This is a genomic window from Aliidiomarina sanyensis (assembly GCF_003987175.1).
Taxonomy (GTDB): Bacteria; Pseudomonadota; Gammaproteobacteria; order Enterobacterales; family Alteromonadaceae; genus Aliidiomarina; species Aliidiomarina sanyensis.
Window position 1 is genome coordinate 66,947 of record NZ_PIPM01000002.1, and the last position, 20,622, is coordinate 87,568.

At 52.0% G+C, this 20,622-nt stretch carries 23 protein-coding genes; 7 read left to right on the top strand and 16 right to left on the bottom strand.

The genetic code is table 11. From position 1 onward, the window contains the following. Nucleotides 1-20: 20 nt before the first annotated feature. Nucleotides 21-695: a ComF family protein gene (locus CWE11_RS02580; RefSeq protein WP_126776045.1), complete on the bottom strand. Its 675-nt coding sequence runs from the start codon at nucleotides 693-695 to the stop codon at nucleotides 21-23. A gap of 48 nt (nucleotides 696-743) precedes the next feature. On the opposite strand from CWE11_RS02580, the gene bioH reads away from it, so the two are divergent. Continuing rightward, nucleotides 744-1,556, top strand: a complete 813-nt coding sequence (gene bioH / locus CWE11_RS02585; RefSeq protein ID WP_126776046.1) for a pimeloyl-ACP methyl ester esterase BioH — start codon at nucleotides 744-746, stop codon at nucleotides 1,554-1,556. Nucleotides 1,557-1,568: 12 nt separating this feature from the next. Here the strand turns inward: bioH and mutM are convergent, their stop codons facing one another. Further along, nucleotides 1,569-2,378, bottom strand: a complete 810-nt coding sequence (gene mutM / locus CWE11_RS02590; RefSeq protein ID WP_126776047.1) for a bifunctional DNA-formamidopyrimidine glycosylase/DNA-(apurinic or apyrimidinic site) lyase — start codon at nucleotides 2,376-2,378, stop codon at nucleotides 1,569-1,571. 119 nt (nucleotides 2,379-2,497) lie between these two features. Between mutM and CWE11_RS02595 the strand changes: the two genes are divergently transcribed. Further along, nucleotides 2,498-3,205: a 2OG-Fe(II) oxygenase gene (locus CWE11_RS02595; protein WP_241971703.1), complete on the top strand. Its 708-nt coding sequence runs from the start codon at nucleotides 2,498-2,500 to the stop codon at nucleotides 3,203-3,205. Nucleotides 3,206-3,231: 26 nt separating this feature from the next. Here CWE11_RS02595 and CWE11_RS02600 read toward each other — a convergent pair whose 3' ends face one another. The 5 genes from CWE11_RS02600 to radC all read right to left on the bottom strand — a co-directional run bounded on the left by CWE11_RS02600 (nucleotide 3,232) and on the right by radC (nucleotide 7,135). Beyond that, complete coding sequence (locus CWE11_RS02600) at nucleotides 3,232-4,494, bottom strand: DUF418 domain-containing protein (protein WP_126776048.1); 1,263 nt, start codon at nucleotides 4,492-4,494, stop codon at nucleotides 3,232-3,234. Between the two features lie 75 nt (nucleotides 4,495-4,569). Then, entirely contained in the window at nucleotides 4,570-5,793 is a 1,224-nt protein-coding gene (locus tag CWE11_RS02605; RefSeq protein WP_126776049.1) for a methyltransferase, read from the bottom strand. Nucleotides 5,794-5,880: 87 nt separating this feature from the next. Beyond that, a complete protein-coding gene (rpmG, locus tag CWE11_RS02610) occupies nucleotides 5,881-6,036 on the bottom strand; it encodes a 50S ribosomal protein L33 (RefSeq protein ID WP_007420939.1) in 156 nt (51 codons plus the stop codon). Between the two features lie 28 nt (nucleotides 6,037-6,064). Next, complete coding sequence (gene rpmB / locus CWE11_RS02615; protein ID WP_126776050.1) at nucleotides 6,065-6,301, bottom strand: 50S ribosomal protein L28; 237 nt, start codon at nucleotides 6,299-6,301, stop codon at nucleotides 6,065-6,067. Nucleotides 6,302-6,448: 147 nt separating this feature from the next. Further along, complete coding sequence (gene radC, locus CWE11_RS02620) at nucleotides 6,449-7,135, bottom strand: RadC family protein (RefSeq protein WP_126776051.1); 687 nt, start codon at nucleotides 7,133-7,135, stop codon at nucleotides 6,449-6,451. Nucleotides 7,136-7,235: 100 nt separating this feature from the next. Between radC and coaBC the strand changes: the two genes are divergently transcribed. The 3 genes from coaBC (at nucleotide 7,236) to slmA (ending at nucleotide 9,655) form a co-directional block, all read left to right on the top strand. Then, a complete protein-coding gene (gene coaBC, locus CWE11_RS02625) occupies nucleotides 7,236-8,477 on the top strand; it encodes a bifunctional phosphopantothenoylcysteine decarboxylase/phosphopantothenate--cysteine ligase CoaBC (RefSeq protein WP_126776052.1) in 1,242 nt (413 codons plus the stop codon). A gap of 39 nt (nucleotides 8,478-8,516) precedes the next feature. Further along, nucleotides 8,517-8,975 carry a dUTP diphosphatase gene (dut, locus tag CWE11_RS02630; RefSeq protein WP_126776272.1) on the top strand — a complete coding sequence of 153 codons (459 nt, stop codon included), beginning with the start codon at nucleotides 8,517-8,519 and terminating at the stop codon, nucleotides 8,973-8,975. An 86-nt stretch (nucleotides 8,976-9,061) separates the two neighbouring features. Beyond that, complete coding sequence (gene slmA / locus CWE11_RS02635; RefSeq protein ID WP_126776053.1) at nucleotides 9,062-9,655, top strand: nucleoid occlusion factor SlmA; 594 nt, start codon at nucleotides 9,062-9,064, stop codon at nucleotides 9,653-9,655. 335 nt (nucleotides 9,656-9,990) lie between these two features. Here the strand turns inward: slmA and gpsA are convergent, their stop codons facing one another. The 3 genes from gpsA to CWE11_RS02650 are packed head-to-tail and all read right to left on the bottom strand — an operon-like array spanning nucleotide 9,991 to nucleotide 12,038. Continuing rightward, nucleotides 9,991-11,001 (bottom strand): NAD(P)H-dependent glycerol-3-phosphate dehydrogenase, encoded by a 1,011-nt coding sequence (gpsA, locus tag CWE11_RS02640; RefSeq protein ID WP_126776054.1) that lies wholly within the window; start codon nucleotides 10,999-11,001, stop codon nucleotides 9,991-9,993. Nucleotides 11,002-11,011: 10 nt separating this feature from the next. Further along, on the bottom strand, nucleotides 11,012-11,527 hold the full coding sequence (gene secB / locus CWE11_RS02645) for a protein-export chaperone SecB (protein ID WP_126776055.1): 516 nt from the start codon (nucleotides 11,525-11,527) through the stop codon (nucleotides 11,012-11,014). A gap of 55 nt (nucleotides 11,528-11,582) precedes the next feature. Continuing rightward, nucleotides 11,583-12,038, bottom strand: a complete 456-nt coding sequence (locus CWE11_RS02650; RefSeq protein ID WP_126776056.1) for a rhodanese-like domain-containing protein — start codon at nucleotides 12,036-12,038, stop codon at nucleotides 11,583-11,585. A 311-nt stretch (nucleotides 12,039-12,349) separates the two neighbouring features. Here CWE11_RS02650 and gpmI point away from each other — a divergent pair, with 311 nt between their 5' ends. Then, nucleotides 12,350-13,885: a 2,3-bisphosphoglycerate-independent phosphoglycerate mutase gene (gene gpmI / locus CWE11_RS02655; RefSeq protein ID WP_126776273.1), complete on the top strand. Its 1,536-nt coding sequence runs from the start codon at nucleotides 12,350-12,352 to the stop codon at nucleotides 13,883-13,885. A 1-nt stretch (nucleotide 13,886) separates the two neighbouring features. After that, nucleotides 13,887-15,080 (top strand): murein hydrolase activator EnvC family protein, encoded by a 1,194-nt coding sequence (locus tag CWE11_RS02660; protein WP_126776057.1) that lies wholly within the window; start codon nucleotides 13,887-13,889, stop codon nucleotides 15,078-15,080. Between the two features lie 9 nt (nucleotides 15,081-15,089). Here the strand turns inward: CWE11_RS02660 and CWE11_RS02665 are convergent, their stop codons facing one another. The 6 genes from CWE11_RS02665 to ftsY all read right to left on the bottom strand — a co-directional run bounded on the left by CWE11_RS02665 (nucleotide 15,090) and on the right by ftsY (nucleotide 20,612). Continuing rightward, nucleotides 15,090-16,238 (bottom strand): serine hydrolase domain-containing protein, encoded by a 1,149-nt coding sequence (locus CWE11_RS02665; RefSeq protein ID WP_126776058.1) that lies wholly within the window; start codon nucleotides 16,236-16,238, stop codon nucleotides 15,090-15,092. A 16-nt stretch (nucleotides 16,239-16,254) separates the two neighbouring features. Continuing rightward, nucleotides 16,255-16,518, bottom strand: a complete 264-nt coding sequence (locus CWE11_RS02670) for a YkgJ family cysteine cluster protein (protein ID WP_126776059.1) — start codon at nucleotides 16,516-16,518, stop codon at nucleotides 16,255-16,257. Between the two features lie 6 nt (nucleotides 16,519-16,524). Beyond that, nucleotides 16,525-17,379: an RNA polymerase sigma factor RpoH gene (gene rpoH / locus CWE11_RS02675; RefSeq protein ID WP_126776060.1), complete on the bottom strand. Its 855-nt coding sequence runs from the start codon at nucleotides 17,377-17,379 to the stop codon at nucleotides 16,525-16,527. Between the two features lie 257 nt (nucleotides 17,380-17,636). Further along, nucleotides 17,637-18,623, bottom strand: coding sequence for a permease-like cell division protein FtsX (gene ftsX / locus CWE11_RS02680; protein ID WP_126776061.1), 987 nt, complete (start codon nucleotides 18,621-18,623; stop codon nucleotides 17,637-17,639). After that, nucleotides 18,623-19,324: a cell division ATP-binding protein FtsE gene (gene ftsE, locus CWE11_RS02685; RefSeq protein ID WP_126776062.1), complete on the bottom strand. Its 702-nt coding sequence runs from the start codon at nucleotides 19,322-19,324 to the stop codon at nucleotides 18,623-18,625. The genes ftsX and ftsE overlap by 1 nt, the downstream gene beginning before the upstream one ends. Nucleotides 19,325-19,385: 61 nt before the next feature. Next, nucleotides 19,386-20,612, bottom strand: coding sequence for a signal recognition particle-docking protein FtsY (gene ftsY / locus CWE11_RS02690; RefSeq protein WP_420808383.1), 1,227 nt, complete (start codon nucleotides 20,610-20,612; stop codon nucleotides 19,386-19,388). Between the last annotated feature and the right edge of the window lie 10 nt (nucleotides 20,613-20,622).

Below are 20,622 nucleotides of genomic sequence, written 5' to 3' on the forward strand. Positions count from 1 at the left end.
TGCCATCTGGTGGGGCTTTTTTATGGCGTATAGGCAAAGGCCCACGCATCAATAATGCAGCGCTGCGATTGATGTAAGGTCCTTCCTGCCGCACCCAGAGTAGCTCCCGAAGTAATAATATCGTCCACCAAGGCTATTCTCTCGAGTTTCAGTGGCACTGCCACCCGAAATGCGTTCTCTAGGTTCTGCGCTCGCTCCCGTGCTCCCATGGCTGTACTCGCGCGCGTGTAACGTCGCCGGAGGGGATACAAAACCGGAATATCAAGCAATCGCCCGACCTCCTCAGCCAATAATCCGGCTTGATTATAACCACGCTGCCACCAACGCATCGTACTAAGTGGGATAGGAATAAGTGCTTGCGGCAAAAAAATTCGATTAATTCGGTAACAGCGGACGACATGAGCCGCAATTAAAGGGGCAAAATGCTTCGCCATTCCCGGCTGATGTGCGTATTTAAATGGCGCAAACCATCGGTCGACCGGCGTTTGGTAGCTCAGCGGCGCAAACCAAGCACGACACGGATGGCCGTTGATCGACGAGGGTTTGCAGCTGTGCGACGGCAAATAGGGTAAATCCATTGCACAGTCAGTACACAAACCATCCACCAATGGAACCGTTTGCTCACAGAGCCAGCACACACCGTGCGCGCAGACTTGTCGCCACGACTTCAATAGAACACTGAATTGCTTTACCATAAGACGCTCCTGAATAGTCATTGAAGAGCTTAGCGAAAGCACTCACCTATGCCGCTGTCCAACAAGAAAATCAGTCTTCACGTACACAATCCTGAAAGCGATGCACCTGCATTGGTCCTCCTGCATGGTTGGGGACTGAATCAAGCCATTTGGATCCCGCTCGTTTCCAATCTCACCCCTCACTTCCGAGTGATTACGCTGGACCTTCCTGGATTTGGGGAGTCTGGATGGCGGGCTGACCACGCGCACTTTGATCACACCACCACAGACATCATGGCCGCAGTAAGTCAGGTTACGTCTCAGCCGTTCTTTTTAGCGGGATGGTCAATGGGTGGACTTTTTGCGACGCATCTTGCCCGACAATATCCGACGTACATCCGCGGCTTAGTCACCATTGCAAGTTCACCCTGCTTCGTGGAGCAAGCACCGGACTGGCCGGGAATAAAGGAAGAAACGTTGGCGAGCTTTCGCTACCAGTTGAGTACGGACTTTAGAAAGACTTTGGAACGTTTTTTAGCAGTACAAGCGCTCGGTAGCCCCCGAGCGCGTGAAGAAATTAAAACCATGCGCGCCCTATTGGCTGAAAAGCCAGAGCCTCATCCGCAGGCCCTTGCGGCAGGATTACGTTGGCTTGCAGAAGTTGATTTACGGGCAGAAATGCCTCTGTTGGAACCGCCGCTTCTCCGGCTCTATGGACGACTCGATAGCTTAGTGCCCCAACGCGCTCAAGCGGCCGTCGAACGTACGCTCACCAACCAGGATGATACCGCAGTGACCTTCACACAGAGCGCTCATGCGCCATTTCTTACCGAAACTGAGCTCTTGATAGAAACGCTCGTTGCCTGGTGTGAAAGCCGCTGAAGCTTCTAAACTTCAGCGCTGACACCGAGTACAAAAAAAGCTGTTGCGTTGACCAATTCGTTGCTCAGCAATCTCACGTCCACAGGTAGGGCATGGTAATCCCCCACGACCATAAACCGCCAACTCAAGACGAAAATAACCCGGCTGACCATCTGCACGAGTGAAATCACGTAAGGTTGTCCCGCCCTGTTCAATAGCCCGCGCTAGCACGTCTTTGATAGCATCTGTAAGCCGCGCATAACGCGCTTGGCTAATATTGCCGGCGGCCCGACGCGGATCAATACCAGTCGCAAACAACGCTTCATTCGCATAAATATTGCCCACCCCAACGACCACGGCATTGTCCATAATAAAATTCTTCACTGGGCCTGTTTTCCCGCGGCTTAAGTGATACAAGTGATCGGCAGTCAATGCGTCGGTTAGTGGTTCGGGCCCCAACTGCTGAAGTTGTGGATGTAATTCTCCGGTCGGTTGCCAGAGCACTGCGCCAAATCGTCGCGCATCATTTAAGCGCAGACTCAGGCCATTCTCTAATTCGAGTTCAAAATGATCGTGCTTGACGCGGGGCGTTTCTGTGGGGACCACGCGGAGTTTTCCGGACATCCCGAGGTGCAAGATCAACGCACCAAACGTACTTTCGAGCAGTAAATACTTCGCACGTCGGTGGATTGCAGTAATCGGCTGTTGCTCCAGCAAGTAGACATCATCAGGAATCGGCCATCGGAGTGTCGGGTACCAGACTCGCACTGCTTGCACCCGCTGTTTTTCCACGTGGGGAGTAATCCCGAGACGACTCACCTCTACTTCAGGTAATTCAGGCATAATGTATCCAATTGAAAGAGTTTGCGTTTTTTCGCTATGCTGAAATAGCATGGGTGATTATAGTAAGGCACCCGAATGGGTCCCATTATGCATGGCCATGTGCCTTGGAGCTAGTTTCATTGACGCAGAGTTTGACGCCTACATCGAACCTTGATAACCCGGCACTCACCGACGCTTTTTACGATGCAACCGGCGGGGCGCTTACCTTTGACCCTGAGCAGTTTGACTTCTCGCCGCTGGCCGAGCGCGGCTATGTTATCTTCCCTGAGTTTCTCCCAAAAGATGAAGCACAAGCATTGTTTAATTATGCCCAGAATCTTGGTGAACCTGATTGGAACATTGCCGGCATTGGGCGAGAGCAGCAGCATACGGTTAATACTCGAGTCCGCAGTGATCAGATCCGCTGGTTGCACCCTGAACATGCCATTGAGCAGAGTTACCTGAGCACCATGGATACGCTGCGGCAGTATCTCAATCGACGCTTTTTTATGGGACTATTCGATTATGAGTGCCATCTTGCTCGCTATCAGCCAGGTGCGTTTTACAAAAAGCACCTCGATGCATTCAAAGGGCGTTCCAATCGTGTTTTGACCACAGTTTTTTACTTAAACCCGGAATGGACACCAAACGATGGTGGAGAGCTCATCATCTACGGCGAAAGCGATACGGTCTTAGAAACAGTTCTACCCCAGCAAAACACCTTGGTGATGTTCCTCAGTGATACCTTTGTGCATGAGGTACAAGTCGCCCATAAGGAGCGTTTTAGTATTACGGGGTGGTTCCGTCATAACACGTCTCTAGGCCCTCGTATCGACCCACCGCGATAGACACATCACGGTGGGCCACTCTGCCGTTACATTGCTTTTTTGAACGGTTGGCGCTGGCCGTAGGTCAGTGACCGCCACAACCACTCCGCAGGACCATACCGGTAGCGCTCCAACCACCATTGGCTTGCGAACAACTGACCCACATAGAAAATAATTGCCATGAACGTGGCGCCAGCGCGACCCACCTCCCCATACAGACCTAAACCATATCCGTAAAAAATAAGGGTAAAGACAATGCTCTGAAGCAAGTAATTCGTCAGGGCCATTTGACCTGCCGGCGCAAACACGCGCACCCATCGTTTACCGTAATGCATGAGCAGCACCAAGGTACTCAAGTACGCAAAGCAGAGCGCGATATTGGCAAGCTGTTGGAACACATAGAACACCGCTGCATCATAATTTGGGTAGAAAAGAACCAAGTCCGTTCCCCAGATCCCAAAAATCAGTGCAGCAGGAATACCAATCCCGTAGCCCAAAAATACTAACCGCTTGAACAAACTAATGTTGCCCGCAACATCTTGGAAGATTCCCGCTCGCGCACAGGAAGCACCCAGCGCGAACAGGGCCAAGACCGACATCCCAAAAAACAAGAGTCCACCGCCTCCGTACAGAGCAATCATCTCATGCATCCGCCATTGAACAGCTTCCCAATAGCTCCCTTGCATATAAATCAGCTCACCACGCGCAATATCCCCGAGCAGCGCTTCTTGTTGCTCGGTGAACATCGCCATCACATTCTTCGGGTTGCTCTGCATCGCCATTTCGATCGACCACGCCCCGAGCCAGAACATAATCAGTGGAATGACGAGAAAAACGATGGCCCATTTCCATAGGCGAGATGCTGAGGTTTTGTGGAAGAAAAGGAGTAATAGAAAACCGGTTAATGCATAGAGTAATAAGATGTCACCGGACCAAATAAAAAACCCATGCAAAGCACCTATCAGCACTAAGATCAAAAGCCGCCGAGAAAACAGCCAACGGGGGCGGCTCACACGCGCACGGGCTCGGTCTAGGAAAACGACAAAACCGATACCGAACAGCAATGAAAACAGGGTGTAAAACTTGCCTTGAATAAACACGAAAACAAACCACCCCACGGCGTAATTGATTCCGGTTTGGGTTTGATCAAGTCCCAACATGACCGCTTGCATGGGCCGTTGGAAATATTCGATGTTCATCATTAAGATGCCGAAAAGCGCAAATCCCCGCAGAATATCAAGAATATGCATGCGCTCGTTGCCCTGAACCGGTGCGCTTGCACCCGCAGGAGGAAGGTTTATTTGAGTCATTATTGTTATCTCACGCTATCGCAACGAGAAGAGTATAGCGGGACGCTGACAAAGCGCTAGAGCGTGCTCAAGAATCTATGGCGCGCGGGCCGTAATGAGTATATTTCGGGGTGAAGTTGTTCGATCACAAAATTGCTGTAATGAAACATCATAGCCTTGCTCACAAAGGTACAAGGCGCGATCTAGGACAAGCCATAGTTCGAGTGGACGTCGCAGGATACTGCGCACGGCCTCAATGCGACGAATATGCACATAGTGCTGTTTTGCGCGTTCGAGGTACGGTTCCCAGCTAGGAGGAAGTGCCACATTTAATTCGTGTTGCTTCACAGCCCAGCGCGCAAAATCGTCATAGTCCCCCATAAATAGCTGCTTGGGTGCTGACGAAAGCGGTCGATAAGTGCTCGAGCCCATCACTTCTTGGCGCCAGGATTCATATGCAAGCCGCCACTGCACCTCTTGGTGACGGAGTTTTTCAATCCGTGCCCCACCCGTCACTTGGCCTTGGACCGAAAATTTGAGCTGCTCGCGAGTGAGCGAGAGATTTATCGCTCGCCCCGCTTGAGAAAGTGGGCGATAGATCGCATCCGTGTGCAGATGATAGCAACAGGGCGCAATCGCGATCATGGGGAGCTGAGCCGCGATCGATGCCTGTAATAAGCTGACATGCAGTCCACCGCACGCATGGAGAGCAAATGCAGCATCGACCTCGTGGAATGGAAGGGCCGCATGTTGCTTGAGGACGTCTGCTTGCACAAACGTTTGGGGTAATGACCATTGGGATGCTGTCGACTCCCCCGCATCACATAAAGCTTGCTGCAGCTCCACACTGATGACTTTCATACCGTGATGTGCAGCGATGCGACCTAAGTACCCCTTTCCTGCACACCATTCCATCAGGAACTTTGGCTTACCCTTTGTTCCAACGGCAGCCAAGAATGCCTCAATTTGAGCTAGCTTTCTGCCCCCAATACCATTTCGTATCCAAAATGGGGTGGACGACGCTGAGGGAACCGCTTGCGCTGGTGCGAACAGCGCAGCCTCACATGACAATAAATTCTGGAGCCCTGGGAAAACATGCTCAAAATACGCAGATGCCCGCTCAGGATTCGATTCGATTTGTGTCAGCGCTTCCTGACCGAGCCCCAACGCTGCCTCACTTAGCGCTGCGTTTGTCCAAGGAAAAATTGGGCTTTGGGTGGCCCAATGCATGGGCTGAATCGCGAGCAGCTCACGATGCTCCTTCAACGCAGACGACAGGGTGTGAAATACGGTTTGGAAGACGGATGGGCTAGATGACATCGGACAGCTCGTAAGAAGCGTACTTACAAAAAACCCGCAGCGCGACGCTACGGGTTTTTGATATTCCGTTCAATGTTCAAAAACAGCTTATTTGATTTTCGCTTCTTTGAACATCACGTGCTTGCGAACGACCGGATCGAATTTTTTGATTTCGAATTTTTCCGGCATGTTGCGCTTGTTCTTGTCTGTGGTGTAGAAGAATCCAGTACCAGCAGAAGAAACCAGACGAATTTTATCACGCATCGTATTATTCCTTTCGTTCTAGCCGGTATTAAACCCGGACGCCTTTTGCACGCAGATCAGAAAGTACCGAGTCGATACCTTTCTTATCGATGATCCGCATACCCTTTGTAGAGACGCGCAATTTAACAAAACGCTTCTCGCTTTCCACCCAGAAACGGTGGGTTTGCAGGTTTGGCAGGAAACGACGGCGGGTCGCATTGTTCGCGTGTGAGCGGTTATTACCAACCACTGGCCGCTTTCCTGTTACTTGACATACTCGTGACATGTTCGTTACTCCGAAATTGCTTTGCAAGCTCGCCTAATCGCCCTGATGGCCTTGCCCTATAAATCGAGGGCGCAATTTATACTAAAAAACGCCGCCAAAAACAAGCTTTGACGGGCATTTTTTGTGCGAACCCTCATGAATTTTCAATTACAACCAACCGCGTTCTTTAAAGGAAACGGTCTCACCTGCACCAATCACGAAGTGATCGAGGAGGTTAACATCAATAGTTCTAAGGGCTTCCGCGATTCGATCTGTCACCCGTTGGTCTGCGTCGCTTGGCTCGGCTACACCCGAAGGATGATTATGGGCGAGAATGACTGCCGCCGCATTATGCCGCATCACAAGCTTGATGATTTCGCGAGGATAGACCGGCGCCGCATTGATGGTGCCGTAAAACAGCTCGCAATAATGCAGCAAACGGTGTTGACTGTCTAGCAGCAAGACCACAAAAACCTCACGGCCTTGGTGTCGCAATTGCATCGATAGATAATCTCGGACCATTTCCGGTCGAGTGAAGCCCTCGCCTTTTCGCAGAGTCGCCGCTAGGTATCGACGGGTTAGTTCAAGAACCGCCAAAATCTGCATGCTCCGTGCGAGTCCGATACCCGGTATTTCGAGCATCTGCTTACCATCCATTGTCAGCAATCCGGCCAGACCACCCGCAGCTTGCAACACCTCGCGGCTCCACGTCAACACATCTTTGCCACCGGTCCCTGTCCCGAACATGACCGCCAATAACTCGGCTTCACTCAACGCTGACGCGCCCTGTGCAGCGAGTTTCTCCCGGGGGCGTTCTTCAGGTGCCCAATCCTTTATCGCCTGCTTTTGTTGCATCTCGCCTCCTTGCGAACACGTCATTCGTGATTGAGACGTGCCAATTCGATATTCCTCGTGGTATCTTTAAAGGTAAGGACTCACTCGCAGGGAAACAACCATGGCAAGCCTTGCAAACCGTAAGTTATTGCTGATTGTGACTGGTGGTATTGCCGCCTATAAAACGCCTGAACTGGTTCGTCGCTTGAAAGACGAAGGCACCGATGTGCGCGTCGTCATGACCCAAGGGGCGAAAGCATTTATTACGCCACTGACACTTCAAGCGGTTTCTGGCCACCCAGTGCACGATGATTTACTGGACCCAGCAGCAGAAGCGGCAATGGGGCATATCGAACTCGCCCGCTGGGCCGATCTCATTGTGGTCGCCCCGGCCAGTGCAAGCGCACTGGCGCGTCTTGCGCATGGCTTCGCAGACGATCTATTCAGTACCCTTTGCCTGGCAACCGATGCGCCTATCGCGGTGGTGCCTGCCATGAATCGACTGATGTGGTCTGCTCCTGCAACCCAACGAAATGTCGAGCTGCTGCGCGATGACGGTAAGCTTATTTGGGGGCCCGCAGAGGGTTCGCAAGCCTGCGGTGAAGTTGGTGCAGGTCGCATGCTCGAGCCTCACGAAATCATTCAGCATATTCAAGGCTTCTTGACCGGTACCAGCACACTCCATGCCAAATCTGCACAAGGCGCTTTGCTCGGCCGTCGTGTGGTAATTACCGCAGGACCAACGCGCGAGGCACTCGATCCAGTCCGCTATTTGAGCAATCACTCCTCGGGAAAAATGGGGTTTGCCCTTGCAGCCGCCGCCCAAGAAGCAGGGGCAGAAGTAACCTTAGTTGCGGGACCCGTGCAATTAGCGACGCCACCCGGCGTACGCCGCGTTGATGTCATTACAGCAGAAGAGATGCTAGCTGCCAGTCAAGCGCAGCCTGCGGATATCTTTATCGGTTGCGCAGCCGTTGCCGATTTTCGCGCAGCCACCCCAGCCGAACAAAAATTAAAGAAAAAATCCTCTGAGTCTGAAATGACGCTCACCTTAGTAAAAAATCCAGATATTCTGGCGCATATTGCACAGCAAGACCACAAGCCTTACTGCGTTGGCTTTGCGGCCGAGACGCAACAGGTCGAGCAATACGCCCAAGAGAAGATGAAGCGGAAGCACCTCGATATGATCGTTGCCAACGATGTCAGCCAACCCGGCATCGGCTTCAATAGCGATCATAATGCGGTCACGATTTACTGGCAGAATCAATCAAAGCACTTAACGGCACGAAGTAAAGCAGCGATCGCCGCGGAAATCATTGGTTTGATAGCGCAAAACAGCACACCGCAGGCAGACGAGCCATAAATACACCCTTAAATTCGACACCACAGCGATACAAAAATGATGAAAAAATCGATTGATGTGAAAATCCTCGACCCGCGCGTCGGCAAAGAATTCCCACTGCCCGCTTATGCAACGCCCGGCTCAGCAGGTCTGGATTTGCGAGCCTGTTTAAACCATGCAATTACCCTAGGGCCGGGAGAAACCGCGCTTGTTGGAACCGGCTTGGCCATCCATATTGCTGATCCAGGGCTTGCGGCCACCATCCTGCCCCGTTCAGGCTTAGGGCACAAGCATGGCATCGTCCTCGGCAATCTGGTGGGGCTGATTGACTCTGATTATCAAGGTGAGCTCAAAGTCTCAGTTTGGAACCGGGGCAAAACAACCTTCACCATTGAGCCTGGTGAGCGGATCGCGCAGTTGGTGATAGTGCCCATCGTACAGGTCGATTTTAATCTGGTCGCAGAATTCAGCGACTCTGACCGAGGCGACGGCGGCTTCGGCTCGTCCGGACGCCACTAAACTAGACTCGCATTGCTTTGTTGCGACGCAGTCAAAAATAAGAAAACGCCAGCCCACAACTGGCAATAAAAATCAGGGAAAAAACGATGACCACAACTCGGAAATCGAATCGTCGCGAGGAAATCCTCGGGACACTCGCACACATGCTCGAAACCCACATAGGGCAGCCCATTACCACGGCAAAATTAGCGGCGGAAGTGGGCGTATCAGAAGCAGCCTTGTATCGCCACTTCCCCTCAAAGGCACGCATGTTTGATGACCTCATCACCCATATCGAAGATATTTTGCTTGGTGGCGTGAATAAAGTTCTCGAAAACGAAAAGCAAACTATGGAACGCGTTCGTCAAATTGTTGGCCTCGTCTTGCGTTTCACGGAACAGAGCCCGGGCATCACACGCGTTCTGACAGGGGATGCATTGATGGGGGAAAACGAGCGACTACGAGGACGTGTGATCAACCTTTTTGAGCGCCTTGAAAGTCAGATGAAGCAAATCCTGCGCGAGCGGCGGATGCGCGAGGGTGTCCAGTTTAATAGTGATGAAGGCATGTTAGCGAATATTGTGATGGCTTATGTCGAAGGTAAATTAAGCCAATACGTCCGCTCAGGATTCAAAAAGAAACCCTCCGAGAATTTTGCTGAACAATGGATCCTACTGGAGAAACAGCTCCTCGCCTCTTAACGACGCCATGCCCTCGCGATGATCGTAGCCAACGCACCGCGTTGGGTGCGAGGGTGGGAAACAATGCCATAGCCGGCCGATGATCGTAGCCAACGCACCGCGTTGGGTGTGAGGGTGGAAAACAATGCCATAGCCGGGCGATGATCGTAGCCAACGCACCGCGTTGGGTGCGAGGGTGGAAAACAATGCCATAGCCGGGCGATGATCGTAGCCAACGCACCGCGTTGGGTGCGAGGGTGGGAAACAATGCCATAGCCGGGCGATGATCGTAGCCAACGCACCGCGTTGGGTGCGAGGGTGGGAAGCCCAACGCACCATTACGCAACACGCACTGGTTACGAGCTTTCGGAAGTTTGAGCCCGGGACAGCAAGTCTTGGGCAACTTGCATGGGCTCTTTCCCTTCGTACAGAACTTTGTAGAGTTGTTCTGAAATAGGCATTTCTACATGATATCGCTTGGCCAATGCGACAACCTCGCGCGTGTTGCGATATCCTTCGACCGCTTGACCAATCTCACGCATCGCTTCTTCGACGCCTTTGCCTTGGCCAATCGCGAGGCCAAACCGACGGTTCCGTGATTGATTGTCAGTGCACGTGAGAATTAAATCCCCCAGCCCCGCCATACCGGTAAAGGTTTCCGGTTTGCCACCGAGGGCAATTCCAAGCCGCGTCATCTCCGCTAAGCCACGCGTAATAAGCGCAGTCCGCGTATTGGCACCAAAGCCAAGTCCGTCCGCCATACCAGCCCCAATAGCGATGACGTTTTTTACCGCGCCACCGAGCTGCATACCGATAAAATCATCGTTCAGGTACACACGGAAAGAGCGGTCGCAATGCAATGCTTGGGAGAGCTCATTGACAAATTCAGGATGGTTTGCCGCAACCGCAATCGCAGTAGGCACACCTTTCGCCATTTCACCGGCGAAGGTTGGGCCAGAAAGCACCGCCATGGCACGTTCTTCGCCCAAAATTTCAGTCGCGACTTCCGATAATAACCGCCCGGTTTCAGGCTCAAGACCTTTGGTCGCCCATGCAACACCAGCCTCAGGGCGTAAATGCGGGGCAATTTGGCTCAAAACCTCGGCAAAACCATAACTTGGCACTACCACTAAGATCGTGTCAGATGCTTTTACAGCCGCTTCAAGGGAGCCTTCAACTTCAAGTAAATCAGGGAATGGGCAGTCGGGAAGGTAGCGAGGATTCGCCCGAGCTTCTTGCATCTGTGCCACTTGCTCTTGGTCACGCGCCCACAGAATTGTGCGCTGCCCTTTCCGAGCAATACAGATAGCAAGGGCGGTGCCATACGACCCCGCCCCTAACACGGTTACTGAGCTAAAATCAGCCACAGAGGTGACCTTAGGCGTCAGCTTTTGGCTGCTCTTGTTGCTGCTGAGCTGCCGCTTGTTGTTGCATGTGTTGTGCGAACACAGCGTCAAAGTTGATTGGCGCCAAGTTCAGCTGTGGGAAGGTTCCTTTGCTCACCAAGCTCGCCACTGCTTCACGCGCATATGGGAACAAAATCGTTGGGCAGAATGCGCCAATTGTATGCGCTTTTGCCTGCTCTGGAATCTCATCAGAAATCGTAAAGATACCTGCTTGCGCCACTTCACAAAGGAATGCAACGTCGTCGCCCACTTTGTTTTTTACAGTCAGGGTCAACACAACCTCGTGAACACCGTCACCAAGTTTGTTGTTTGCAACATTCATATCGACGCTCAACTCAGGCTTCCACTCTTTGCGGAAAATCTCTGGGCTGTTCGGCGCCTCAAAAGAAACGTCTTTAAGGTAAATGCGCTGGATTTGGAATTGCGCTTTCTGTTGCTCGTTTTGGGCGGCACCGTTTGCCTGGGCGTTTTGCTGTTCGTCAGCCATATTACTTTCCTGCTCTTATTTAACTTAGATGATGTATTAAAACGAAACGTTGTTGTTACGCTTTTTTCTTATTTGATTTCTGCGGTTGCGCCTTGCTGACCGGCATGCTGGCATTCTGCCAACCTTGGAGGCCGCCTTGCAACACATACACCTGAGAAAAACCTGCCTTTACAAGGGCCGTACCCGCGCTGCGTGCAGTATTTCCATAGTTGCATACGGTTACTATGGGGGCGTCTTTAAATTTCTCAAGGATTTTTGTGTCCCCAGCGCGAATTTTCTCGAGTGGGAGATGTTTTGACCCTGCGATATGCCCTTTGGCGAAATCCTCGGCTCCACGCACGTCAACAAACACCCCGCCTCGGTTCGTCTTGATAACCGCTTCTTGGGGTTTGAGTGGAAGGATTGAAGAAAACCGCTTTTTGGCGATATCCATGACAAGCATAATGAACACAATCAGCCACAGGGTGCTCAGAATGTAGTGCTCTGTGACAAATTGAAAAAACTGTTCCATGACCTCTCCTGACTTCGTTTGTCACCGCATCGGCTTCTTCGCGAACGTGCGAGAAACATCAAGGTCGGTGACGGTCACTTGTTCTCAACAGCACCGAAAAGGTGCAAAAAACGATAGCGCAAGAGTATACCGTGTCAGTCTATAGATGCCAGTAAAAGTTAACCAGAACGGATGCTTCGGGCCGCTAAATACAGTAAACTGTGAAGAAATTCTGAGCACTTCGATGATTCCTCGGGCGCGACTCTCCAACATTTTTCGCGCATCGCATCGAATTGACGAACTGAACGAGCAGAGGACCAGACATGACAGCGGTGACCGAACCGAAAAAAACACTCGCGCTTCTTATTTTGGATGGCTGGGGCAGCCGCGGCGAAGCACCGGATAACGCCATTTTTCATGCCAATACACCGGTTCTTGATCGTCTCTATGAAACAGCGCCGAATACGGAAATAGATGGCTCTGGAATGGCCGTTGGCCTTCCTGAGGGGCAAATGGGTAATTCGGAAGTTGGCCATGTGAACTTGGGAGCGGGTCGTATCGTCTACCAAGACTTCACTCGGGTAACGAAGGCCATCGAAGACGGAGAGTTTTTCAAAAACCCGGTACTGACAGAGGCAGTCGATGGCGCAGTGAACGCTGCGAAAGCAGTTCATGTCATGGGATTGCTCTCCCCAGGTGGTGTGCACAGCCATGAAGATCACTTGTTGGCCATGGTCAAGTTGGCCGTTGAACGCGGAGCCAAAACTGTTTACGTCCATGCATTTTTGGATGGACGAGACACGCCACCCCGTTCTGCGCTCGCCTCGATCGAACGCTTTGAGAAAGCCTTTAAATCGCTTCCTGGCGCACGTTTTGGGAGTCTTTGCGGTCGCTACTACGCAATGGACCGAGATAATCGCTGGGATCGTGTGGAAAAGGCATGGCGCCTCCTAACCGAAGGGAACGGTGAGTTCACAGCGGCCTCTGCCACTGTGGGCCTCGAGCAAGCCTACGCCCGCGATGAAAGCGACGAGTTTGTCAAAGCTACATGGATAGATGGCGCGCAACCGATTCAAGATGGTGATGCAGTCTTTTTCATGAACTTCCGGGCGGATCGTGCACGGGAGCTTACTCGCGCGTTTACCGAAGAAAACTTCACGCATTTCACGCGCACATCGTTACCCAAGCTCAGCGCCTTTGTGCAACTCACCGAATATGCTGCGGACATCAAGGCTCCGGTCGCATTTCCGACCGTCTCACTGGATAACGTACTGGGTGAATGGCTCGCAAAACACAACAAAACGCAGCTCCGTATTTCGGAAACAGAGAAATATGCCCATGTCACATTTTTCTTCAGTGGCGGCCGTGAGGAAGAATTTGATGGCGAGAAGCGGGTCCTGATCCCATCTCCGCAAGTGGCGACTTATGATTTGCAACCCGAGATGAGCTCTGAGGCACTCACCGACGCCCTCGTCGAAGCGATTGAGTCTGGCACCTATGATGTCATCATCTGCAATTATCCCAATGGAGACATGGTAGGCCATACCGGGAACTTCGAAGCAGCAGTAAAAGCCTGTGAGGCAGTCGATTCTTCCATCGGTCGCGTGGTTGAAGCACTCCAAAAACATGGTGGTGAATGCTTAATCACGGCAGACCATGGTAACGCTGAACAAATGAGTGACCATGAAAGTGGGCAATCGCACACCGCCCACACCAGCAACCTAGTTCCGCTCATTTACGTGGGACGTGACGCAACGCCAGTCGCTGGTGGTCGGTTATCGGATATTGCTCCCACCATGCTGCATCTACTCGGGATGGAAACACCCCCAGAAATGACCGGCAAAGTCCTTATGCAGTTGAAAGATTAATATGGGCGTCACTCGGACCATTCATTTACGCGGAGCGCGCTGGTTTTTGAGCCCGCTCCTTTACCTATGCTTGATGAGCATGATGGTCCTTGCTCCTCCCTCTATCGCGCAAAGTAATAATCCAGCCGAGGAAGCCGCGCGTGCAGAGCGTCAACTGCAGCAGTTGCAGCGCGATATCCAACAGCGACGTCAGAGTTTAGAGCGCAGGCAACAACGCTTGTCGCGGGGCGAGCGCGAATTGCGACAATTGGAAACACAAGTGCAACAGGCCACTCAAGCGTTGCAAGAAACGCAACAACGGATTCGTTCCGTCGAAGCGCATATCCAAGAGCTGGAAAAGGAACAAACACGGCTGCAATCTGAAGTCGAGCAGCAAGCGGCGCACCTGTCCGACCAAATCGAGAGTGCCTATCGCAGTGGTGATCACGGGTTCTTGAAAATGCTCTTGAATCAGCAAAGTCCTGCTCGCTTCGAGCGCATGATGGCCTATTACAGTTTCTTAAACGAAGCCCGACTCGAACAACTCGAGAAATTGCATGCGTTGGAACGCCAACTTGCGGCTGTCCAAGCCGAAGTGGGAGAGCAGCGCCAAGCGCTAGCAAGAACGCAACAGCAGCAAGAACGGCAGCGAACTGATCTTGCTAATAAGCGACAAGAACAGCAGCAACTCGTTGCCCGTTTAGAGCGAGAACAGCGGTCCGAGCAAGCGGAGCTCGATACCATGCTGCGCAATGAACAAGAGCTTAATGAAATGCTCACAGCGCTCCAAGAGGTCATGGCGCGCCAACCGTTTAATTTAACGGGGCTTGCCAATTTACGGGGCCAGTTGAGCTGGCCCGTGCAAGGGCGTATTCGGTACAACTTTGGCGATCAACGAAGCGGCCAAGTACGTTGGCGTGGTGTCGTGCTCGACGCCCAAGCCGAAGCCGAAGTAAAAGCCATTGCCGATGGCCGTGTGCTGTATTCCGATTGGCTGCGGGGCTATGGCATGGTGATTGTGGTGGATCATGGCGAGGGCGATATGAGCTTGTATGGCTACAACCAAGCGCTCCTCAAAAACGTTGGAGAGCCAGTGCGCCGTGGCGAGACCATAGCCTTGGTCGGACAAAGCGGTGGACGCAGCGAGCCTGCGTTGTACTTTGAGATTCGTCGTCAAGGGAATCCTGTCAATCCGGCTCCATTTATCCGACGTTAACTCGTGTATTCATTGGCGCGTCGGTTGCACCCGAAGCCAACGGTGTAACACAGACTCTATTCTCGGATAAACCCGCGTTGCACCAAAGGCTTCGCTATTTCCTAAAACCATCACCAAGACTCCAAGCTCCGGGAATACGCGAACATCCGCTTCAAGCACATGCGTCAGACTCCCCGTATGAGCCACTTCCAAGAAGCCGTGTCCTTGATAAAGACTCCAGCCATACCCGTAATAAGCGCCTGATTCGCCTGACCGGTTTTCGGACACGTGTGGAGAGAGCATCCGCGTAAGCGAATCATCCGCCAGAACCTCTCCTGCAAAGAGCGCAGAAAGCCATTGCTGGAGGTCATCGAGGTCGGTCAATAAAGCGCCAGAGCCGCGATTGCACCAAAGCGGTCCCTGCGTTCCCCAAAACAGCGAGTGGAGTGTGCCCCACTCCGTTCCATCGGCTCGATAACCCATAGCTATCCGTTCGGTGTTGTCCCAGCGCGACGGGTCAATCCCAGTATTGCGTAAATTCAACGAAGAAAAGAACCACTCCGAGAGAATTGCCTCGTACTCCTGTTCATAAAGTACTTCCAGGACTGCGGCGAGCACCTCGTAACCCGCGTTGGAATAATGAAAAGAGACTCCCGGTGAAGCCACAACAGGTGACGCCCAGACCGCATTTAAGAAGTCAGTTCGAGTCAAATCGCCTGCCTCTACCCGAGAGCATGGAACAGGAAAGTCAGCCAGTCCGGACTGATGTGTCAAAAGTTGATGAATCGTGATGACTCCGTGTGAGTCGGGTATATCAGGGAATATTTTATCGAGCGATTGATGAAGCTCCAGATCACCTCGTTCGACTGCTCGCAAAACCGCGGCGGCCGTCCAGTGTTTCGACACTGAGCCAAGATGAAACACCGTATCTCTACCTATTGCGCGCTGTGTCTGACGATGACTCACACCGTGAAAAGAGTCAAAACGAGCACCATCTGGGTAGACGATACGAACCGCACCAGTGAACCCAGCGGATTCTGCGTCATCAAGAATGGGAGCTAGTCGGGATTCGAGCCATGACCGCTGCGCCTCAACAGAGAGACCAGCCGGTGATGTCGTGCAGCCTGGCAGGCAAAACAGAATGAGTAAAACGAGCAAAAGATGACGGGGAGCGCGCATAAGACACCCTATTCCCTCAGCCAACTCCGACCGAGGTCGCCTGTTCGAGAGATGTCAGGAGGATCAACGCTTCATCTCGGGATGTACCGCAGACATCGGCTTGCGCACGGAATTGATCACATACAAGCGGGCGCTCGGGCTTGCCAAAGATTTGGCAGCGGTACTGGTCATCAAGATGGATACAAGGGGTATTGGCAGGCTTACCGTGTGGCATCCCCGGGATGGGGCTAGAAATTGAGGGTGCGATGCAACAGGCACCGCACCCAACACGGCATTTCATGGAGCGTTAAAGCATGGCAGAACGCAGTTTCTTCATCGCGTTCTGTTCAAGCTGTCGAATACGCTCTGCTGACACTTGATAGTGATCCGCAAGATCTTGCAATGTTACTTTGCCGTCATCTAACCACCGAGCGCGGACAATGTGTTGGCTGCGCTCATCCAAACTTGCCATGGCGTGGGCTAAACGGCGTTGCGTGTGTGAATCCCAGTTTTCGGCTTCGACAGTGGCAGCTACATCTGCCGACTTGTCTTCCAAGTATTGAGAAGGAGCAAACGCGACATCACCGTCATCGTCATCTGCGTACCCATCGAAGGCCGCATCATGAGCACTCATCCGCGATTCCATTTCAAGCACTTCAGCTTGCGTTACCCCAAGCTCTTGCGCAACGGTGCTGACTTCATCATGGGTAAACCAACCAAGACGCTTTTTCGCTTTGCGTAAATTGAAGAATAATTTCCGCTGAGCTTTGGTTGTTGCGACTTTGACAATACGCCAGTTACGTAAGACGTATTCATGAATTTCTGCTTTGATCCAATGTACGGCAAACGACACCAAGCGCACACCCACCGTCGGGTCGAATCGCTTCACGGCTTTCATTAGCCCGATATTACCTTCTTGAATCAAATCCGCTTGGGGTAACCCATAGCCTTGGTAGCTACGAGCGACATGCACCACAAAGCGGAGATGCGACATGATGAGCTGCTTTGCAGCCTGCAAGTCGCCATCTTGTTGTAAACGCTCGGCCAGTGACTTTTCTTCTTCTGCACTGAGCATCGGAATACTATTCACCGACGCGATGTACGACTCGAGGCTTCCCGTTTTCGGGACCGTTAAAGCCATGTTTTGAGTATGTGCAGTCATTGCGTTCCTCACTACTTCAAGCGAACTTCGAAATCCAGATTCAGACCCTTTTTTATACGAAAAGTTCCTAATTTGGATCGGACATTTCTCTGTCGAAAAACCGCGCGGAGTCCTTTTCGCGGTCATTCATTCTAGCAATTCCGAAAGGGGTTGCAAGCCCTTTGTCGCGCACGAATCATAGCGTGTATTGACATGCACGCCCGGCGAGATTACTCAGATTCTACAGCGTCAATATAACCATTTGATGACAGGCCAAATTACCGCGGTTCGATCGCCGCCACATGCCGGCGCACAGCAATCCAAGAGCCTAGCAAACCCAATCCAATCGCGATCGCCCACACAACCATCATATCTTGAAAGTTTAACCCCGTCAGACGGAATGAACTGTCGTACAGGGCGGCTAATCGAACAACTGAGGCGCTAATCCACCAAACCAGCAGGCTTGTTGCAATCCAGGCAATGATGCCACCAACCACCCCATACCAGAACCCAGTGTATAGAAATGGTCGTTGAATATAGCCATCCGTTGCACCGACTAATTTCATGATCATGATCTCATCACGTCGATTCAAAATGGCTAAGCGAATGGTATTTCCCACAATCAAGACGACCGCAATGCACAACAGTAAACCTAATCCAGCAAAACTGTTTTCGACCACCCGGACCAGTGCTTGCAATCGCTCCAGCCATTGCAAATCCAACGTTGCGCTGGTGACTTCTCGCTCCTGTTCGAGCTGTTGCAACAAGGCACGGGCCCGTTCGACCCCGCGGTACTCGGGGGTCGGCACCACAATCAATACGTCAGGAAGTGGATTGGTTTGCAAATAATCGATCGCTGAACCAAATCCGCTCGTCTCTCTGAATTCACGCAAGGCACTATCGCGATCAACAAAGGTCACGGACTCCACTTGCTCTAACAGGCGAACCCGCTCCCGAAAACCTTGCAACTCCTGAGTTTGCAGGTCTTTTCGCAAAAACAAACTAATCTCTGCCGCCGTATCCCATTCTGCCGAAACCGCTTGGCTATTTTTCACAACAACATAGAGCGTTGAAGGTAAGGTAAGACTCAAACCCAGCACCGCAATCGTCATCAATGAGGACCATGGAGTACGCGACAAATCGCCCAAACTTCCAATCGCTTGCTGCAGGTTATTTACCCAAAACATTTTAAAACGGCGCCAGCGGGTAATGTGAACGGCCCGGGCTCCTTGACGCTGGTCATGATTCCGATTCAATAAGCCCATCAGAGATACTCCTCCGCGAGCGGATCGAAACCACCGGCCTCTAACCCGTCATCAATCATCTCGCCATTTTTAAGTACGAGATTTCGATGATGCATCCGCGCAACCAAGGCTAGATCATGGGTCGCAATAAGAACGGACACGCCGACCTGATGAAAGGACTCAAACAAACGCATGATCTCGAGCGAGAGCTTCGGGTCCAGGTTTCCAGTCGGCTCATCCGCCAACAGTAAGGGTGGTTTATTGACAATTGCACGGGCAATTCCAACCCGCTGCTGCTCTCCGCCCGAGAGCATAATCGGAAACTTGCGCTCGTGCCCTGTTAAACCCACTTTATCCAATGCCGCTTGTACACGCTTCTTCGCTTCGGATTGAGTAAACCCTTCGATGTAGAGTGGTAGCGCAACGTTATCAAACACCGTCTTGTCCATGAGCAAGCGGTGGTCTTGAAAGATCATACCAATGTCGCGGCGTAGATAGGGGATTTGACGACGAGTGATCTTATTTAGGTCATGACCATTAATGAGCACGCGTCCAGCTGAGGGCCGCTCCATCAAGGCCACTAAGCGGAGCAGCGTACTCTTTCCCGCACCGGAATGGCCGGTAAGAAATGCAAGCTCTCCGGGAGGCAGCTCAAAACTTACTTTACGCAGGGCTTGGAACCCGCCGGGATAAGCTTTACTGACTTGCTCAAAACGAATCATGGCACATGCCTTTTATTGTTATCGTTGGCCTGCGTGCAGATTGCGACGATGACCGACTCGGTTACTCGTGTGCAAATAGTGCGTCAACAAACTCTTCAGCAACAAATGGCCGGAGGTCATCAAGACTTTCTCCGACTCCAATGTAGCGAATTGGAATCTTAAACTGGTCCGCGAGCGCAAAGATAATTCCGCCTTTCGCCGTTCCATCAAGCTTCGTCATCACAAGCCCATTTACAGCCACAGCCTCGTTAAATAGTTTAGTCTGGCTGATGGCATTCTGACCGGTCCCTGCATCGAGGGTCAAGAGCACTTCATGGGGCATGTTGGGGTCTTGTTTTTTCATCACCCGGACAATCTTTTTCAATTCTTCCATTAAGTTTGCTTTGTTTTGTAAACGGCCCGCTGTATCGGCAATCAGAACATCAACACCGCGCGCTTTGGCTGCTTGGACCGCATCAAAAATGACCGATGCGCTATCTGCACCCGTATGCTGGGCGATCACCGGAATGTCATTACGTTCGCCCCATACTTGCAACTGTTCAACCGCTGCAGCTCGGAATGTATCACCCGCCGCTAACATGACCGATTTTCCTTCCCGCTGGAATTGACGCGCGAGCTTACCGATCGTGGTAGTTTTTCCAACACCGTTTACGCCGACCATCAAAATCACATAAGGGCCTGTCTGATTTGGAATTTCGAGGGGTTGGCTAACGGGCGTAAGCATCGCCGCCATATCCTCTTTTAATTTGGTGTAGAGTAAATCTGCGTCTTTTAATTCTTGACGGGATGCATGTTCTGTCAGCTGATCAATAATCTTAGTGGTCGTCGTGACGCCCACATCCGCCATCAGCAATTGTGTCTCAAGCTCCTCAAACAACTCGTCGTCAATTTTTTTGCCGACGAATAGGCTTGCCAAACCAGAACCGACCGAGCTTGAGGTTTTTTTAAGTCCCTCTCGTAAGCGCTGCCACCAGCTTGTTCCAGTTGGCTTCTCTTGCGTTTCGGTGCGTGCTGTCGGCTGCGCGACTTTTGCTGCACGGGCCGCACTTTCGGCCATGGCAATCGCAGCATCCTCCGCCGCATCGGCAGGACGAGCCGGGACCTCCTCCGATTGCGAGGACTCCGTTGTCGTGGAAGACGTCTCTTCTTCAGTTTTTACCGCATCACCTTGGGTTTCTTCAGCAGCTGTATCCGCGGACTTTCCGCGACCAAACCAATTTGAAAATAAGGAGCGTTTTTCTGCCATGGAGTCGAATTCCGTTACTTCAGAAGAGAAAGCGATGGGCATTCATTCGATG

Excerpts from the sequence above, each read along its gene's own strand:
- CWE11_RS02580 (WP_126776045.1), bottom strand. The coding sequence starts at position 695 with ATGGTAAAGCAATTCAGTGTTCTATTGAAGTCGTGGCGACAAGTCTGC.
- bioH (WP_126776046.1), top strand. The coding sequence starts at position 744 with ATGCCGCTGTCCAACAAGAAAATCAGTCTTCACGTACACAATCCTGAA.
- mutM (WP_126776047.1), bottom strand. The coding sequence starts at position 2,378 with ATGCCTGAATTACCTGAAGTAGAGGTGAGTCGTCTCGGGATTACTCCC.
- CWE11_RS02600 (WP_126776048.1), bottom strand. The coding sequence starts at position 4,494 with ATGACTCAAATAAACCTTCCTCCTGCGGGTGCAAGCGCACCGGTTCAG.
- CWE11_RS02605 (WP_126776049.1), bottom strand. The coding sequence starts at position 5,793 with ATGTCATCTAGCCCATCCGTCTTCCAAACCGTATTTCACACCCTGTCG.
- rpmG (WP_007420939.1), bottom strand. The coding sequence starts at position 6,036 with ATGCGTGATAAAATTCGTCTGGTTTCTTCTGCTGGTACTGGATTCTTC.
- rpmB (WP_126776050.1), bottom strand. The coding sequence starts at position 6,301 with ATGTCACGAGTATGTCAAGTAACAGGAAAGCGGCCAGTGGTTGGTAAT.
- radC (WP_126776051.1), bottom strand. The coding sequence starts at position 7,135 with ATGCAACAAAAGCAGGCGATAAAGGATTGGGCACCTGAAGAACGCCCC.
- coaBC (WP_126776052.1), top strand. The coding sequence starts at position 7,236 with ATGGCAAGCCTTGCAAACCGTAAGTTATTGCTGATTGTGACTGGTGGT.
- dut (WP_126776272.1), top strand. The coding sequence starts at position 8,517 with ATGAAAAAATCGATTGATGTGAAAATCCTCGACCCGCGCGTCGGCAAA.
- slmA (WP_126776053.1), top strand. The coding sequence starts at position 9,062 with ATGACCACAACTCGGAAATCGAATCGTCGCGAGGAAATCCTCGGGACA.
- secB (WP_126776055.1), bottom strand. The coding sequence starts at position 11,527 with ATGGCTGACGAACAGCAAAACGCCCAGGCAAACGGTGCCGCCCAAAAC.
- CWE11_RS02650 (WP_126776056.1), bottom strand. The coding sequence starts at position 12,038 with ATGGAACAGTTTTTTCAATTTGTCACAGAGCACTACATTCTGAGCACC.
- CWE11_RS02660 (WP_126776057.1), top strand. The coding sequence starts at position 13,887 with ATGGGCGTCACTCGGACCATTCATTTACGCGGAGCGCGCTGGTTTTTG.
- CWE11_RS02665 (WP_126776058.1), bottom strand. The coding sequence starts at position 16,238 with ATGCGCGCTCCCCGTCATCTTTTGCTCGTTTTACTCATTCTGTTTTGC.
- CWE11_RS02670 (WP_126776059.1), bottom strand. The coding sequence starts at position 16,518 with ATGAAATGCCGTGTTGGGTGCGGTGCCTGTTGCATCGCACCCTCAATT.
- rpoH (WP_126776060.1), bottom strand. The coding sequence starts at position 17,379 with ATGACTGCACATACTCAAAACATGGCTTTAACGGTCCCGAAAACGGGA.
- ftsX (WP_126776061.1), bottom strand. The coding sequence starts at position 18,623 with ATGGGCTTATTGAATCGGAATCATGACCAGCGTCAAGGAGCCCGGGCC.
- ftsE (WP_126776062.1), bottom strand. The coding sequence starts at position 19,324 with ATGATTCGTTTTGAGCAAGTCAGTAAAGCTTATCCCGGCGGGTTCCAA.
- ftsY (WP_420808383.1), bottom strand. The coding sequence starts at position 20,612 with ATGCCCATCGCTTTCTCTTCTGAAGTAACGGAATTCGACTCCATGGCA.